The sequence below is a fragment of the Streptomyces lanatus genome (assembly GCF_014655715.1).
Taxonomy (GTDB): Bacteria; Actinomycetota; Actinomycetes; order Streptomycetales; family Streptomycetaceae; genus Streptomyces; species Streptomyces lanatus.
On record NZ_BNBM01000014.1, the window covers coordinates 1 to 15154 of the forward strand.

The window sequence follows — 15154 nt, forward strand, 5'->3', positions numbered from 1 at the left end:
AGGCCGAGGGCTTGTCCATAGAGGCTCGCGTCCACTGTGTTGGTTCTGAGACAACGACCGTTGTCGGTTTGAGCAGAACACATAACAGAAGAGTGTGCTTGTTCGCTCGAAACCATTAGGGTTTCGGTGGTTATAGCGTGAGGGAAACGCCCGGTTACATTCCGAACCCGGAAGCTAAGCCTTACAGCGCCGATGGTACTGCAGGGGGGACCCTGTGGGAGAGTAGGACGCCGCCGAACAATCTTTGGAAGGACCCCTGGTCCCAGCGTTCAGCTGGGACCAGGGGTCCTTTTGTTTTTACAATGCTTGTGTACCGAAGACAGGAGTCACCGATGTCCACCAACTCTCCCGACGACCGACCGGAGCGCGACCAGCGGCGACGGGACAGTGGTGACCGCGGTGACCGAGGCGGTCGAGGTGACCGTGGTGACCGCGGCGACCGTCCGGCCTTCCGCCGCGACGATCGTCGTGATGGCCGGCGTGATGACAATCGTGGGTCCGACCGCGGTGGGTCCGACCGCGGTGGGTCCGACCGCGGTGGGTCCGACCGCGGTGGCTACGGCCGCCGCGACGACCGGGGCGGCGGTGGTTTCCGGCGTGACGACAACCGGGGCGGCGGCGGTTACGGCCGGCGCGATGACCGTCGTGACGATCGTGACCGTGGTCCCCGTCCGTCGTTCCAGCGCGATGACCGTGACCGTGGACCGCGTCGGGACGACCGTGACCGTGGTGGCTTCCGGCGTGATGACCGCGGGGATCGTGGTGACCGTCCGGCCTTCCGGCGCGACGACCGGCGTGACGACCGACGCGGCGATGACCGTGGTGACCGCGGTGGGTTCCGTCGTGATGACAACCGTGGTGGGTCCGACCGCGGTGGCTACGGGCGGCGTGACGATCGTGACCGTGCTCCTCGCCCGTCGTACCAGCGTGATGACCGCGACCGCGGCTATCGCAGCGACGATCGTGATCGTGGTCCCCGTCCGTCGTTCCAGCGCGATGATCGTGACCGTGGGCCGCGTCGGGATGACCGTGACCGTGGTGGCTTCCGGCGTGATGACCGCGGGGATCGTGGTGACCGTCCGGCCTTCCGCCGCGACGAGCGGCGCGACGACCGGCGTGATGACCGTAGCGAGCGTCGGGACGGCGACCGTGGTGGGTTCCGTCGTGACGACAGCCGAGGTGACCGCGGTGGGTTCCGTGGTCGTGACGACCGTGGTGGACGCGGTCCCCGGCGGGACGACCGTCGGGACGACCGGGGTGGCCGCCCCGGTGGCTTCCGTGGCCGTGACGACCGGCGCGGTGGCGGTGGCGGGCGCTTCCGTGAGGACCGGGACCGGGATCGGGACCGGGAGCCGATCAAGCGGCTGCCGATCCCCGAGGACGTCACGGGCGACGAGATCGACAAGGACGTACGGCAGGAGCTGCAGAGTCTGCCGAAGACGCTCGCGGAGGATGTCGCCAGGAACCTGGTGATGGTCGCGCGGCTCATCGACGAGGACCCCGAGGGGGCCTACGGCTACTCCAAGGTGGCGCTGCGGCTGGCGTCGAGGGTCGCCGCCGTACGGGAGGCGGCCGGGTTCGCGGCGTATGCCAACCAGAAGTACTCGGAGGCGCTCGCGGAGTTCCGGGCGGCGCGGCGGATGACCGGTGGCGCGGAGTTGTGGCCGCTGATGGCCGACTGCGAGCGTGGGCTCGGGCGGCCGGAGAAGGCGCTGGACATGGCCGGCACTCCCGAGGTGCAGAAGCTCGACAAGGCCGGGCAGGTGGAGATGCGGCTCGTCGCGGCCGGCGCCCGGCGTGACATGGACCAGCTCGACGCGGCCATCGTGACGCTGCAGAGCCCCGAGCTCGCCTCCAGCTCCGTACAGCCGTGGACCGCGCGGCTGCGGTACGCGTACGCGGACGCGCTGTTTGCCGCCGGGCGGCGGGATGAGGCGCGGGAGTGGTTCGCGAAGGCCGTCGAGGCGGACAAGGACGGCAGCACCGATGCCTCCGACCGGCTTGCCGAGCTGGACGGTGTCGAGTTCGTCGACGCCTTCGATGAGGACGAGGACGAGGCCGAGAACGAGGGTGACGACGGCCGCGAGAAGTGAGCCGCGCGTGAGGTGAGGGGCGGGATCCCGGGCCGGGGTCCCGCCCCTTCGGCGTTCTAGAGGTCCAGTGTGCGCAGGACCAGGCCCGAGGCCGGTTTCGGGCCGAACGACGTCGACTTGCGGGGCATGGTGACGCCCAGGCGGGCGAGGTCGCGTACGACTTCCTCGCGGACGGGGTGCATCAGGACGGCCGTACCGCCGTCGCGTTCCGCCTTGTCGACGGTGGCGGCGGTGTCGTGGATGTAGGCGATACGGGCCGGGTCGTCCTCGGGGATGTGCCAGATGTGGGCGAGGAGCGTGGCGTGCAGGACCGTCGCGTCCAGGGTGCGCCAGGCGGCGGGGCGGTCGGCGGGGACCGTGCGGTCGAGCAGGGCCGGGTCCGGCTCGTCGAGGAGGTGGAAGGCGCCGTCGCCCGCGAGGAGGAAGGCGTTGCCCGCGCAGGCCGCGTCGGCCAGGGTTTCCAGGGCCTCGGCGAGCGGGACTTCGAGGCGGCGGACGCGGAAGAGGCCGTCGAGGGCGGCCAGGGCGTCCGGCACCGGCAGGTCGTGCAGGAGACGGTGGATGGCGCGGACGCGGAGGGGGTAGCGGGCGGTGTCGACCAGGAGGACCAGGCCGTAGTCCCAGGGGCTGGGGGAGGTGTGCTCCGCGCGTAGACGTCGGTAGGTCGCCCAGCGGTGGTGGCCGTCGGCGATCAGGGCCTGGTGGCGGGTCAGGTCGGACTGGACACGGGCCAGGTCCGCGGGGTCGGTGATCGACCACAGGCGATGGCTGAAACCGTCCTCCGTGGTGGTGGCGAGAAGCGGCTGCTGTTCGACCGTGCGCTCGATGACGCCGGTCGTCTCGGTCGCCGAGCCGTTGCCGCGGTAGGTCAGGAGCAGGGGTTCGAGGTTCGCGGAGGTGGCGCGCATCAGGTCCGCTCTGTCGGCGACCACGTGCGGCATGACGTCCTCGTGCGGCAGGACCAGGCCGTCGGACGGCTCCGAGACGCGCAGGGCGCCGATGACGCCGCGCTGGAGCATGCCGTCGCCGTCCCGCTGTTCGTAGACGTAGAGGCAGGGCTCGGGGTCGGCGGTCAGTACGCCCTCGGACAGCCAGCGGCGCAGGGTCTTCGCCGCCTGTTCGTTGCGGGCGGCGGGGGTGGCCGCCTGGGGCAGGATCAGACGGACGATGTTGTGCGGGTCGGCCGACTCGAGGTGGAGCAGGCCGTCGGGGCGGACCACGACGTCGTACGGCGGTGAAGTCACGGCGGCCAGGCTGCCGACCCGGTCGGGGTCGTAACGAAGTCCTCTGAACGGGGTGAGTTCGAGGCCTCGGCGCGCCGTTGCTTCCGGGTGACCTGCTGTGTTCATCCAGGCATCGTACGGGTGTCAGTGGCATGGGGGATGATCGGGGGAAAGCCGTCGAACGAGGAGCGATGCGGAATGAGCCAGAGCGTCAGGACGAGGCCCGCGGGCTGTGGCCAGGCCCTGAGCGAGGCGTACGACACGGCGCTGCTCGACCTCGACGGTGTGGTGTACGCGGGGGGTAACGCGATCGGGCATGCGGTGGAGTCGCTCGCCGTGGCCCGGGCGGGCGGGATGCATCTCGCGTATGTCACTAACAACGCTCTGCGGACGCCGGATGTCGTGGCCGCGCATCTGACGGCGCTGGGGATACCCACCGTCGCGGACGATGTGATCACCTCGGCGCAGGCGGTGGCCCGGCTGATCAGTGAGCAGGTGCCGGAGGGCTCCCGGGTGCTGGTGATCGGCGGGGAGGGGCTGCGGGTCGCGCTGCGCGAGCGCGGGCTCGAGCCTGTCGAGTCGGCGGACGACGATCCGGTGGCCGTGGTGCAGGGGTACGGCGGGCCCGAGATGGCGTGGGGGCGGTTCGCGGAGGCCTGTTATGCCATCGCGCGCGGGTTGCCCTGGTTCGCGTCGAATACCGACCTGACGATTCCCGGTGCGCGCGGGATCGGGCCGGGCAACGGCGCGGCGGTGGAGGTCGTCCGGATAGCCACCGGTGCCGAGCCGCAGGTGGCGGGCAAGCCGTTGCCTCCCATGCACCGGGAGACGGTCCTGCGGACCGGTGCCGAGCGGCCGCTGGTGGTCGGGGACCGGCTGGACACGGACATCGAGGGCGCGTTCAACGGGGAGGTCGACTCGCTGCTCGTGCTGACCGGGGTGACCGATGGCGCCCAGCTGCTGGCCGCGCCGCCGCGGCACCGGCCGACGTATGTCGACGCCGATCTGCGGGGGATGCTCACCGGGCAGCCGGAGGTCGCCGATGACGGGGACGGCTTCCGGTGCGGTGGCTGGCGGGCTGCCGCGCGCGGGGAGCGGCTGGAACTCGACGGTGAGGGTGCGGCCTTGGACGGGCTGCGGGCGCTGTGCGCGGCGGCCTGGACGGCGGCCGGGGACGGTTCGTGCAGGCTGGACTCGGGGAAGGCGCTGGCGCGACTGGGGTTGTGAGGTCGTCGTAGGGCACCGGGGTGAGGGAGGGCATGCAGCGGGATCGTGGCTGAATGGGAGGGTAGGCTAACCTAACTGCGTGTTGGTCGACAGTCCTCCTGAACAGCGCGCGGAGTCCGAGTCCGTGCCCCCAACCCGACGGGCGATACGTGCCGTTGGGCTGCTCGTCTCTGTCCTGATCCTGGTGGTCGTCGTGTTGGCGAGCATCGCGATCGGGGCGAAACAGCTGTCCCTGGGGGAGGTCTGGCACGGGCTGTTCGAGAGTTCCGGGACCTACGGCGACGTCGTGGTCGACGACCGGATCTCGCGCACCCTCCTCGGGCTGCTCGCGGGCGCCGGGCTCGGTCTCGCCGGGGCCGTGCTCCAGGCGCTCACCCGTAACCCGCTCGCCGACCCCGGGCTGCTCGGCATCAACGCGGGCGCGTCCGCGGCGGTCGTCACCGCCATCACGTTCTTCGGTGTGACCAGCCTGAACGTCTACGTCTGGTTCGCCTTCCTCGGCGCCGCCGCGGTCGGCGCGCTGGTCTGGTTCCTCGGCGGCAGCCGGGGCGCCACACCGGTCCGGCTCGCGCTGGCCGGTACGGCGATCACCGCCGCGCTCTACGGCTATCTCCAGGCCGTGATGATCACGGACGACTCGGCGCTCAACAAGATGCGGTTCTGGACGGTCGGTTCGCTGACCTCGGCGACGGACTCGACCATCAAGCAGGTACTGCCGTTCCTCGTGGCCGGCATGGTCCTCGCGCTCGCCCTCGCCCGGCCGCTCAACGCCATGGAGATGGGCGACGACACCGCCAAGGCGCTCGGCGCCAACCTGAACCGCACCCGGGTGCTGTCGATGCTCGCCGCCACCGTGCTGTGCGGCGCCGCGACCGCCGCGTGCGGACCGATCGTGTTCGTCGGCCTGATGGTGCCGCACGCCGTGCGCTCCTTCACCGGGCCCGACCTGCGCTGGATCCTGCCGTACGCGGCCGTCCTGTCGCCGGTGCTGCTGCTCGGCGCCGACGTCGTCGGCCGGATCGTGGCCCGGCCCGCCGAGCTCCAGGTCGGCATCGTCACCGCGATCCTCGGCGGCCCGGTCTTCATCTTTCTCGTACGACGGCGGAGGACGGCCCAGCTGTGAGGACCGCAGTGAAGAGCGAAGCGGGGACCACGGCGCCGGGCGCGGTGCCGGGTGCGGTGAAGTCCGCCCGTGCCAACCGTGCCGTACGGACCCCGGGCGGGCTCTCCGTCCGACTGGACGTGCGGGCGCTGACCGTCGTCCTGTTGTTGCTGCTGGCCGGGCTCGCCGCGAGTGTGCTGCTGATCGGCACCGGCGACTTCCCGATCGGGGCGGGCGACGTCCTGAGAACGCTGTTCGGTGGGGGCGACGCCGGGCAGGAGTTCATCGTCAACGAGCTGCGGCTGCCGCGCGTGCTGGTCGGGCTCCTGGTCGGGGCCTCGCTCGGGCTCGGCGGCGCGCTGTTCCAGGCGCTGTCCCGCAACCCGCTGGGCAGCCCGGACATCCTCGGCCTCGGACAGGGCGCCACGGCCGGGGCGCTCGTGATGATCGTGCTGTTCTCCGGGAGCGCCGGCGAGGTCACCGTAGGTGCGCTGGTGGGCGGACTCGCGACGGGTCTCGCCATCTATCTGCTCGCCTGGAAGCGGGGCGTGCACGGTTATCGACTGGTCCTGGTCGGCATCGGCATGTCCGCGATCATGACCGCGGTCAACGGCTATCTGATGACCAAGGCCGACCTGGTCGACGCGGCCCGCGCGCTCGTGTGGATGACCGGTTCCCTCAGCGGCCGGGACTGGGCCCAGGTCTGGCCGCTGCTCGCGCTCTGCGCCGTCCTCGTGCCGCTGGTCCTCGCCAACGCGCGCGGGCTCAGGATGATGGAGATGGGCGACGACGTGTCGTACGCCCTCGGGGTGCGGGTCGAACGCGTACGGCTGCTGCTGATGCTGGCCGCCGTGCTGCTCACCGCGGCCGCCACCGCCGCCGCAGGGCCGGTCAGCTTCGTGGCGCTCACCGCCCCGCAGCTCGCCCGGCGCCTGACCCGCTCGCCCGGACCGAACCTGCTGCCCTCCCTGTGCATGGGCGCCGCCCTCCTCGTCGCCGCCGACTGGATCTCCCAGCGGGTCTTCGGCGCCGACCAGCTGCCCGTGGGCGTGGTCACCGGTGTGCTCGGCGGCGTATATCTGCTGTGGCTGCTGGTGACCGAGCGCAAGGCGGGCCGGATATGAGGGCCGACGGCAACGACAACTACAGCAGTGGGCTGAACAACCGAAGGAGCACCGTGAACCGCCTGTCCGCCGACAACGTCACCCTCGCCTACGACCAGCGGGTCATCGCCGAGCAGCTGTCGGTGGAGATACCCGACAACTCCTTCACCGTGATCGTCGGCCCCAACGCATGCGGCAAGTCCACGCTGCTGCGGGCGCTGTCACGGATGCTGAAGCCCAGCCAGGGCCGGGTCCTGCTGGACGGGCAGGTCATCCAGTCGATGCCCGCGAAGAAGGTCGCGCGCACCCTGGGTCTGCTGCCGCAATCGTCGATCGCGCCGGACGGGATCACCGTCGCCGACCTGGTGGGCCGCGGCCGCTACCCGCACCAGGGCATCCTGCGCCAGTGGTCGACCGAGGACGAGCGGGTCGTCCAGGAGTCGATGGAGCAGACCGGCGTCGCCGAGCTCGCCGATCGCTATGTCGACGAACTGTCGGGTGGTCAGCGCCAGCGCGTGTGGATCGCGATGGCCCTCGCCCAGCAGACGCCGCTGCTGCTGCTCGACGAGCCGACGACGTACCTCGACATCCAGCACCAGATCGACGTCCTCGACCTGTGCGCCCAGCTGCACGAGGAGCAGGGGCGCACCCTGGTCGCCGTGCTGCACGACCTCAATCACGCCGCCCGCTACGCCACGCACCTCATCGCGCTGCGCGACGGCGCCGTCATCGCCGAGGGCGCGCCCAACGACATCGTCACCGCCGGCCTGGTCGAGGACGTCTTCGGACTGCGCTGCCAGGTCATCGACGACCCGGAGACGGGGACGCCGCTGGTGGTGCCGGCGGCGCGCAAGGCACGTACCGAAGCGAAGGTCGCGGCTACAGAAGCTTCCTGAGCAGCAGCAGGTCGCGCACGCCCGCGTGCAGCTTCACCCGGCCCGAACCCCAGGCCTTGGCGAAGTGCAGCTCGCCGGCGACCAGGGCGACCAGGTCGTCGCCGGTCATGCTCAGTCTGATCTGGGCCTTCTCGCGGGGCGGGCCCTGGAGCGTCTCGTGGACCTGGATCCGGCCGCCCGTCATCCGGCCGGCGAAGGTCACGTCCAGGTCGGTGATGTGGCAGCTCACCGAGCGGTCCAGGGCCGCGGCCGTACGGGCGTCCCCTTCGGCGTGCTGCATGTTGTCCGAGAGCTTTTCGAGTGCGGCGCGGCACTCCTCGATCGTGGCCATCGCGATCGACGGTACCCCAGCGGTTCGGGGTAGCGTCTGGGCATGAGCGACACGGTTCCGGAGACGGAGATCCCGGTGGAGGACGCCGAGGGGGAGACCCCGGTCGAGGCCGAGGTCCAGGACGAGGCCGAGCACGACCCCTCCGCCCCCGCCCCGCTGAACATCCCCCGCACCCCCACCGGCGACGCCGAGGTCGACGCCCAGCTGGAGCGCCTCGGTGACGCCGACCACCTCGCCACCGACGGGCACCTGGAGGTGTACGAGGATGTACACCGGGGGCTGCGCGACGCGCTCACCGCGCTCGACGCCCGCCCGGGACCTCCGGCGCCCCCGTCGATGCCTGGGATGAGGAGCTGAACCGAACGTGGCAGGAGTCGCACGCCGCCGTCTCGACGCGGAGCTGGTCCGCCGCAAGCTCGCGCGTTCGCGTGAGCACGCCAGCCAGCTGATCGCCGCCGGACGGGTGACCGTCGGCAAGACCGTCGCGACCAAGCCCGCCACCCAGGTGGAGACCGCGGCGGCGATCCTCGTCCAGAGCGACGGCGGCGACCCCGAGTACGTCTCGCGCGGCGGGCACAAGCTCGCGGGCGCCCTGGAGGTCTTCGTGCCCCAGGGACTCGCGGTGCGGGGGCGGCGGGCGCTGGACGCCGGCGCGTCCACCGGAGGCTTCACCGATGTGCTGCTGCGGGCCGGAGCCGCGCAGGTCGTCGCCGTGGACGTCGGATACGGACAACTCGCCTGGACTCTCCAAAGCGATGAACGCGTCACCGTCAAGGACCGTACGAACGTACGCGAGTTGACGCTCGAAGCGATCGATGGGGAACCAGTGGATCTTGTCGTGGGGGATCTGTCCTTCATCCCGCTCGGTCTGGTGCTGCCCGCCCTGGTGCGGTGCGTGAAGCCGGACGCCGATCTGGTGATGATGGTGAAGCCGCAGTTCGAGGTGGGGAAGGAACGGCTGGGCAGCGGGGGAGTCGTACGGAGTCCGCAACTGCGGGCGGAGGCCGTGCGCGGTGTCGCCGAGAAGGCGTGGGATCTCGGGCTCGGGGTGAACGGGGTCACGGCGAGTCCGTTGCCCGGTCCGTCCGGGAATGTCGAGTACTTTCTGTGGCTGCGTGCCGGGGCGCCCGCCCTGGACCCGGCCGACGTTGACCGAGCAGTGGCGGAGGGGCCGCGTTGATGCAGAACCTAGCTCGTACTGTTTTTCTCCTCGCCCACACGGGGCGGCCGGCGGCCATTCGCAGCGCCGAACTGGTGGTCAAGGGACTGCTGCGGTCGGGGATCGGCGTGCGGGTGCTGGCGGCGGAGGCGGAGGACCTGCCCCTGCCGGACGAGGTGGAACTCATCAAGGAGGCGACTCCGCAGTGCCTCGACGGGTGTGAGTTGCTCATCGTGCTCGGCGGCGACGGGACGCTGCTGCGCGGCGCCGAGTTCGCCCGGGCGTCCGGAGTGCCGATGCTGGGGGTCAACCTCGGCCGTGTCGGGTTCCTCGCGGAGGCCGAGCGGGACGATCTCGACAAGGTCGTCGACCGGGTCGTCACCAAGGCGTACGAGGTCGAGGAGCGGATGACCGTCGATGTCGTCGTGCATCAGAACGGCGACATCGTGCACACCGACTGGGCACTCAATGAGGCCGCCGTGCAGAAGGCGGGCGCCGAGAAGCTGCTCGAGGTCGTGCTGGAGATCGACGGGCGGCCGGTCACGGGGTTCGGATGTGACGGCATCGTGCTGTCGACGCCGACCGGGTCGACCGCTTATGCGTTCTCCGCCGGTGGGCCTGTGGTGTGGCCCGAGGTCGAGGCGTTGCTGATGGTGCCGATCAGTGCGCACGCGTTGTTCGCGAAGCCGTTGGTGACCTCGCCGGATTCCGTGCTCGCCGTGGAGGTTCTGCCGCATATCCCGCCGGGGGTGCTGTGGTGTGACGGGCGGCGGACTGTGGAGTTGCCCCCGGGGGCGCGGGTGGAGGTTCGGCGGGGGGCTGTGCCGGTGCGGTTGGCTCGACTGCATCACGCTTCGTTCACTGATCGGTTGGTGGCGAAGTTCGCGTTGCCGGTGGCTGGGTGGCGAGGTGCGCCTCATTAGCGGCTCGTAGGGGGTTGTGGGGGATTCACGGCGCTGCGGGTGGTCTGTGGTTGCTCGCGCCCACGCGGCGGAGCCGCAAATCGATACAGCCCCGCGCCCCTTAACGCGTTGCACTCGCCTGGGTGACAATGTGCCGGCGATACACATTCGTCACCTGCACCTTCACATCACTGACCCGGGGGCCGTCGCATCCCCGGCCCCTGACCTCGTAAGGTCGTGTCCGTGTTGGAGGAGATGCGGATACGGTCGCTCGGAGTCATCGACGACGCGGTCGTCGAGCTGTCGCCGGGGTTCACCGCCGTGACGGGCGAGACGGGTGCGGGCAAGACCATGGTGGTCACCAGCCTGGGGCTGCTGCTCGGCGGGCGGGCGGACCCGGCGCTCGTGCGGATCGGGGCCGAGAAGGCCGTCGTGGAGGGGCGCATCGCCGTGCCCGAGGGCGCGCCGGTCGTCGTACGGGTCGAGGAGGCGGGGGCCGAGCTCGACGACGGTGCGTTGCTCATCAGCCGTACCGTTTCCGCCGAAGGGCGGTCCCGGGCGCATCTCGGCGGGCGCAGTGTGCCCGTGGGGATGCTGGCCGAGCTCGCCGACGAACTGGTGGCCGTGCACGGGCAGACCGACCAGCAGGGGCTGCTGAAGCTGTCCCGGCAGCGGCAGGCGCTCGACCGGTACGCGGGGGACGCCGTCGCCGTGCCGTTCGCCAAGTACGGCGAGGCGTACCGGCGGCTGCGGGCGGTCTCCGTCGAGCTGGAGGAGATCGTCACGCGCGCGCGTGAGCGGGCCCAGGAAGCCGACATGCTGCGGTTCGGGCTCGATGAGATCGCCGGTGTCGAACCGCGCGCCGGGGAGGACGTGGAGCTCGCGGAGGAGGCGGAGCGGCTCGGGCACGCCGAGGCGCTGTCGTCCGCCGCCACGGCCGCTCACGCCGCTCTCGCCGGCAACCCGGAGGACCCCGAGGGCATCGACGCGGCCACGCTCGTCGCGGGCGCCCAGCGGGCCCTGGACGCCGTGCGCTCGCACGACCCGGCGCTGGCCGCGTTGGCCGACCGGATCGGGGAGATCGGGATCCTGCTCGGCGATGTCGCCGGGGAGCTGGCGGGGTACGCCGACGACCTGGACGCCGATCCGCTGCGGCTGGCGGCCGTCGAGGAGCGGCGGGCCGCGCTGAACGCGCTCACGCGCAAGTACGGCGAGAACATCGCCACCGTGCTGGCCTGGGCCGAGGAGGGCAGCTCGCGGCTGACCGAGCTGGACGGCGACGACGACCGGATCGGCGAGCTGACGGCCGAGCGGGACGCGCTGCGGACCGAGCTCGGCGGGCTGGCGCAGGCGCTGACCGATGCGCGTACGGAGGCGGCCGAGCGGTTCGCCGCGGCCGTGACGGCGGAGCTGGCCTCGCTCGCCATGCCGCACGCGCGCGTGTCGTTCTCCCTGCGGCAGACGGAGGACCCGGACGGTGTGGAGGTCGGCGGCCGTCCCGTCGCCTACGGGCCGTCGGGCGTCGACGAGGTCGAGCTGCTGCTCGCCCCGCACCCGGGCGCACCGCCCCGGCCGATCGCCAAGGGCGCGTCCGGCGGTGAGCTGTCGCGCGTGATGCTCGCCGTCGAGGTCGTGTTCGCCGGGACCGATCCGGTGCCGACGTACCTCTTCGACGAGGTCGACGCCGGCGTCGGTGGCAAGGCGGCCGTGGAGATCGGGCGGCGCCTGGCGCGGCTGGCCAAGTCGGCGCAGGTGGTCGTGGTGACCCACCTGCCGCAGGTCGCCGCCTTCGCCGACCGGCAGTTGCTCGTCGAGAAGACCAACGACGGGTCGGTCACCCGCTCCGGCGTGAAGGTCCTGGAGGGCGAGGAGAGGGTTCGGGAGCTGTCGCGGATGCTCGCCGGACAGGAGGACTCGGAGACCGCCCGGGCGCATGCGGAGGAGTTGCTGGCGACGGCTCGGGCGGACGTGTAGGCACATCCGGGTGCCCGCGGAGCGGTGAAATCAGCAGCGGGGAGTGAGTCCTTGGGGCGCGGCCGATCCTGAAAGGTGCGCCACGCGCGCGTGTTCGTGCACCAGCGTCACCCCGACTCACTCGTGCAGGTGACTCCGGTCGCCGCGTTGCCCGCCCCGCGTCCTCCCGGCGGTCCCGGAACGGCCGTGCGTGCTGGCATCCTTGGCGTAAACACGTCGTACGCGTAGGGATCCTCGCGGTACACCCCCTCCGCCCGATCCTTCTGTACGTTCTTCGTGACCGCCCCATCCCACCACCAGGAGCCCCGGCCACGTGACCCCCGTGAGCAGCCACTCACCGCACGGCCAGTCGTCGCTGCGCACCGTGCAGGTGCTGGGCGGCGGCAACGCCGGCAGCAGCGCGCATGTGCGATCGCTGGCCTCGGGGCTGGTCGCGCGGGGCGTGCGGGTCACGGTGTGCGCCCCTGTCGAGGCCGATCGGCGCTACGACTTCACCGGGGCCGGCGCCGAGCATGTGCATGTGCCGCGCAGCAGCGATCCCGCCTCCGTGGCCGCGCTGCGGGCGGTGTGCGCGGATGCCGACCTGGTCCACGCGCACGGACTGCACGCCTCCTTCCGCGCGGTGCTGGCGCTGAGCGGACGGCGTACTCCGCTCGTCGTGACGTGGCACGACCGGGCGCATGCGGAGGGCGCCCGCGCCCATCTCGTACGGCTGTTGGAGCGGCGGGTCGTCAAGGCCGCCGCGGTCGTTCTCGGCACCACGTCGGCGCTGGTCGACCGGGCCCGCCGCACCGGTGCGCGGGACGCGCGGCTCGCCGCCGTCGCACTGCCCGGGCGGCGCCCCGCGGTGCAGCGGGACGACCCGGACAAACTGCGCCCCAAGGTGCGGGCCGAACTCGGCGCGACCGGGCGGCCGTTGCTGATCGCCGTCGGCTCGCTGGAGCGGCATCGCGGGTACGACGTACTGCTGGACGCCTCGCGCGCGTGGCGGCGGCTCGATCCCGTGCCGTTGGTCGTGATCGCGGGGGAGGGGGCGCTGCGGGCCGAGCTGCAGCGCCGTATCGAGGACGAGGAGCTGCCCGTGCGGCTCATCGGGCGCCGTGACGACGTCGCCGAGCTGCTCGCCGCCGCCGACATCGCGCTGCTGCCGAGCAGTTGGGAGTCACGGTCTGTCCTCGCCCAGGAAGCCCTCCACGCGCGGGTGCCGCTCGTCGCCACCGACGTCGGCGGCATGCCCGAACTCGTCGGTGACGCCGCCGAACTCGTCCCGTACGGCGACCCGGACGCCCTCGCCGAGGCCGTCGTAAGGCTCCTCGGCGATTCCGGGCGGCAGGAGGTCCTGAGGGAGCGGGGGGTGCGGCAGGCGGCGACCTGGCCGAGCGAGGATGAGACGGTGGCCCAAGTGCTGAGTGTCTACGACGAGTTGACGCAGCCCCGGCCCATGATCTAGGCGACGTGTCTTCGGGCCCGCAGCGCGAGGCTCAACGCCAGTACCGTCTGCGGGTCGTCGAGGTCGGTGCCGAGCAACTCGCCGATGCGGGCGAGGCGGTTGTAGAGCGTCTGCCGGTTCAGGTGCAGTTCGCGGGCCGTCTCCGCCTTGCGGCCCGCGTGCGCCAAGTACGTCTCCAGGGTGGGCAGCAGGGACGGCTTGGAGCGGTCGTCGTGGTCGCGCAGGGGGCCGATCGCGCGGTCCACGAAGGCCGCGAGGTCGGGGTGGTCGCGCAGCCGCCACAGCAGCAGGTCGATGTCGAGGCGGCGGGCGTCGTACCAGGGGCGGTCGGACAGCCCCTGCGCGGCGGTGGCCGTCTCCGCCGCGTGCCGCAGCCCTGCCGAGGCCGCCGCCCAGCCGCCCGCGACGCCGACGACCACGACCGGCGGCCGGGCCCCCGGCCGCTGGATCCCGGCCCGCTCCACGCCCGCCCGCAGCGCCGCCGCGACCCGGTCCGCGACCGCCGACCGCTCCGCCTCCGCACGCAGGCCCACGAGAAGGGGGACCCGCCCTTCGACCGGCCGTACACCCAGCAGGACCGGCACCCCCACCGACGCCAGCTCCTCCCCGACCGCGCGCGCCAGCACCGCCCAGCCGCCGCCCGGCGACAGCCCGTCCCCGAGCCGCATCACGACCGGCAGCAGCGGGCTGTCACCCGGCTTGAAGCCCAGTACGCGCGCCTGTGCCGGGGCGTCCTCGGCGGCGATACGGCCCTCCGCGAGGTCGGTCAGGAAGTCGCCGCGCCCGCGCGCCGCCAGCTCCTCCTCCTGGCGCGCCTGCATCAGCACCACGGCGAGGATGCCCGCGGCCCGCTCGGCGGCGATCCGGTGCACGGGCGCGAGCGGGCCCAGCACGGGCAGCAGCGCGAGACGCGCCCGGACCGAGCCGGCTCCCTGGCCGCCGCCCGGCACATCCACCAGGACCGCTCCCGCGGGCGGCGGCGTGTCCTTGTGCTGGCCGCGCAGCCCCTCCCACACCTGCAAGGGGTCGGCGCCCTCGGGGCCGGCCCCCGCGGCGTACAGCAGCCGTCCGTCCGTCGTCTCCAGGAACACCGGGTTGCCGCTGAAGTCCGCCAGGATGCCGAGCACTTGGGGCACTCCGCCGCCGCCGAGCAGGGCCTCGGTGCAGCGGCGGTGCACCTCCTCGGCGCGTTGCAGCAGCGCGTAGTGCCCGTTGACGATCTCGGTGTGGATCTCCTCGGTGACCGTCACGAAGGGGACCTGGCGATGCAGCTGCACCAGCGGGAGGCCCGCCGTGCGCGCCGTGTCGACCAGGGCGGCGGGCAGCCGGGTGAAGCGGGCGCCGAGCTCGATGACGAGGGCCGCGATGCCGCGCTCGGCCAGGGTGCGCACGAACGCCCGCTGGTCGGCGGGGCGGGTGCCGAGGCCGTAGCCCGTGGTCAGCAGCAGTTCCCCGCCCTTCAGCAGGGAGGCGATGTTGGGCACCTCGCCCGCGTGCACCCAGCGCACGGTCCGTCCCAGCCGGTCGGCGCCCGCGAGGATCTCCGGCAGCCCACTGCGCAGACCGGGCAGCTCCAGCGCCCGCCGGACGGTGATCCCGGCGCCCTGGGTGTCGAATCCGCTGTTCGTCCCGCTCTCCATGAGGCGGACGCTACCTGTGCGGATGGCGTCCCGACAGCTCCGAAGGTGTGGGTA

The 15154-nt window shown here is 72.1% G+C and carries 14 protein-coding genes and 1 rRNA gene; 12 read left to right on the forward strand and 3 right to left on the reverse strand.

Going from position 1 to position 15154, the window contains the following annotated elements; all coding sequences use genetic code 11:
- Positions 1–122: 122 nt before the first annotated feature.
- The 3 genes from rrf to IE325_RS45875 all read left to right on the forward strand — a co-directional run bounded on the left by rrf (position 123) and on the right by IE325_RS45875 (position 2093).
- Positions 123–239, forward strand: a 5S ribosomal RNA gene (gene rrf, locus IE325_RS30640).
- A gap of 151 nt (positions 240–390) precedes the next feature.
- Positions 391–1473: a hypothetical protein gene (locus IE325_RS45870; RefSeq protein ID WP_229912138.1), complete on the forward strand. Its 1083-nt coding sequence runs from the start codon at positions 391–393 to the stop codon at positions 1471–1473.
- Positions 1365–2093: a tetratricopeptide repeat protein gene (locus IE325_RS45875; protein ID WP_194717245.1), complete on the forward strand. Its 729-nt coding sequence runs from the start codon at positions 1365–1367 to the stop codon at positions 2091–2093. Before IE325_RS45870 ends, IE325_RS45875 begins: the two co-directional genes overlap by 109 nt.
- A 56-nt stretch (positions 2094–2149) precedes the next feature.
- Here IE325_RS45875 and IE325_RS30650 read toward each other — a convergent pair whose 3' ends face one another.
- Positions 2150–3442 carry a DUF1015 domain-containing protein gene (locus IE325_RS30650; protein WP_190073360.1) on the reverse strand — a complete coding sequence of 431 codons (1293 nt, stop codon included), beginning with the start codon at positions 3440–3442 and terminating at the stop codon, positions 2150–2152.
- 72 nt (positions 3443–3514) lie between these two features.
- Between IE325_RS30650 and IE325_RS30655 the strand changes: the two genes are divergently transcribed.
- The 4 genes from IE325_RS30655 to IE325_RS30670 all read left to right on the forward strand — a co-directional run bounded on the left by IE325_RS30655 (position 3515) and on the right by IE325_RS30670 (position 7644).
- On the forward strand, positions 3515–4543 hold the full coding sequence (locus IE325_RS30655; protein WP_190073361.1) for an HAD hydrolase-like protein: 1029 nt from the start codon (positions 3515–3517) through the stop codon (positions 4541–4543).
- A 79-nt stretch (positions 4544–4622) separates the two neighbouring features.
- Positions 4623–5666 carry a FecCD family ABC transporter permease gene (locus tag IE325_RS30660; protein WP_190073362.1) on the forward strand — a complete coding sequence of 348 codons (1044 nt, stop codon included), beginning with the start codon at positions 4623–4625 and terminating at the stop codon, positions 5664–5666.
- Between the two features lie 44 nt (positions 5667–5710).
- Positions 5711–6769 carry a FecCD family ABC transporter permease gene (locus IE325_RS30665; RefSeq protein ID WP_229912139.1) on the forward strand — a complete coding sequence of 353 codons (1059 nt, stop codon included), beginning with the start codon at positions 5711–5713 and terminating at the stop codon, positions 6767–6769.
- Positions 6766–7644, forward strand: a complete 879-nt coding sequence (locus IE325_RS30670; RefSeq protein ID WP_190073363.1) for an ABC transporter ATP-binding protein — start codon at positions 6766–6768, stop codon at positions 7642–7644. The genes IE325_RS30665 and IE325_RS30670 overlap by 4 nt, the downstream gene beginning before the upstream one ends.
- Here the strand turns inward: IE325_RS30670 and IE325_RS30675 are convergent.
- Positions 7628–7975, reverse strand: coding sequence for an SCP2 sterol-binding domain-containing protein (locus tag IE325_RS30675; protein WP_190073364.1), 348 nt, complete (start codon positions 7973–7975; stop codon positions 7628–7630). The genes IE325_RS30670 and IE325_RS30675 overlap by 17 nt on opposite strands.
- Positions 7976–8017: 42 nt before the next feature.
- Between IE325_RS30675 and IE325_RS30680 the strand changes: the two genes are divergently transcribed.
- The 5 genes from IE325_RS30680 (at position 8018) to IE325_RS30700 (ending at position 13460) form a co-directional block, all read left to right on the forward strand.
- Positions 8018–8332, forward strand: coding sequence for a hypothetical protein (locus tag IE325_RS30680; RefSeq protein WP_190073365.1), 315 nt, complete (start codon positions 8018–8020; stop codon positions 8330–8332).
- A gap of 7 nt (positions 8333–8339) precedes the next feature.
- The gene (locus IE325_RS30685) at positions 8340–9155 is read left to right on the forward strand and encodes a TlyA family RNA methyltransferase (RefSeq protein ID WP_190073366.1); all 816 of its coding nucleotides are present in this window, start codon (positions 8340–8342) and stop codon (positions 9153–9155) included.
- The gene (locus IE325_RS30690) at positions 9152–10057 is read left to right on the forward strand and encodes an NAD kinase (protein WP_190073367.1); all 906 of its coding nucleotides are present in this window, start codon (positions 9152–9154) and stop codon (positions 10055–10057) included. The genes IE325_RS30685 and IE325_RS30690 overlap by 4 nt, the downstream gene beginning before the upstream one ends.
- Before the next feature lie 234 nt (positions 10058–10291).
- Positions 10292–12010, forward strand: a complete 1719-nt coding sequence (gene recN / locus IE325_RS30695; RefSeq protein WP_190073590.1) for a DNA repair protein RecN — start codon at positions 10292–10294, stop codon at positions 12008–12010.
- Positions 12011–12323: 313 nt separating this feature from the next.
- Positions 12324–13460 carry a glycosyltransferase family 4 protein gene (locus IE325_RS30700; protein ID WP_190073368.1) on the forward strand — a complete coding sequence of 379 codons (1137 nt, stop codon included), beginning with the start codon at positions 12324–12326 and terminating at the stop codon, positions 13458–13460.
- Here IE325_RS30700 and IE325_RS30705 read toward each other — a convergent pair.
- Entirely contained in the window at positions 13457–15100 is a 1644-nt protein-coding gene (locus IE325_RS30705; protein WP_190073369.1) for a PucR family transcriptional regulator, read from the reverse strand. The genes IE325_RS30700 and IE325_RS30705 overlap by 4 nt on opposite strands.
- Between the last annotated feature and the right edge of the window lie 54 nt (positions 15101–15154).

What these genes read in the sequence shown, in the direction of transcription:
- IE325_RS30650 (WP_190073360.1), bottom strand. Translation starts at nt 3,442, where the DNA reads ATGAACACAGCAGGTCACCCGGAAGCAACGGCGCGCCGAGGCCTCGAA.
- IE325_RS30655 (WP_190073361.1), top strand. Translation starts at nt 3,515, where the DNA reads ATGAGCCAGAGCGTCAGGACGAGGCCCGCGGGCTGTGGCCAGGCCCTG.
- IE325_RS30670 (WP_190073363.1), top strand. Translation starts at nt 6,766, where the DNA reads ATGAGGGCCGACGGCAACGACAACTACAGCAGTGGGCTGAACAACCGA.
- IE325_RS30675 (WP_190073364.1), bottom strand. Translation starts at nt 7,975, where the DNA reads ATGGCCACGATCGAGGAGTGCCGCGCCGCACTCGAAAAGCTCTCGGAC.
- IE325_RS30680 (WP_190073365.1), top strand. Translation starts at nt 8,018, where the DNA reads ATGAGCGACACGGTTCCGGAGACGGAGATCCCGGTGGAGGACGCCGAG.
- recN (WP_190073590.1), top strand. Translation starts at nt 10,292, where the DNA reads ATGCGGATACGGTCGCTCGGAGTCATCGACGACGCGGTCGTCGAGCTG.
- IE325_RS30705 (WP_190073369.1), bottom strand. Translation starts at nt 15,100, where the DNA reads ATGGAGAGCGGGACGAACAGCGGATTCGACACCCAGGGCGCCGGGATC.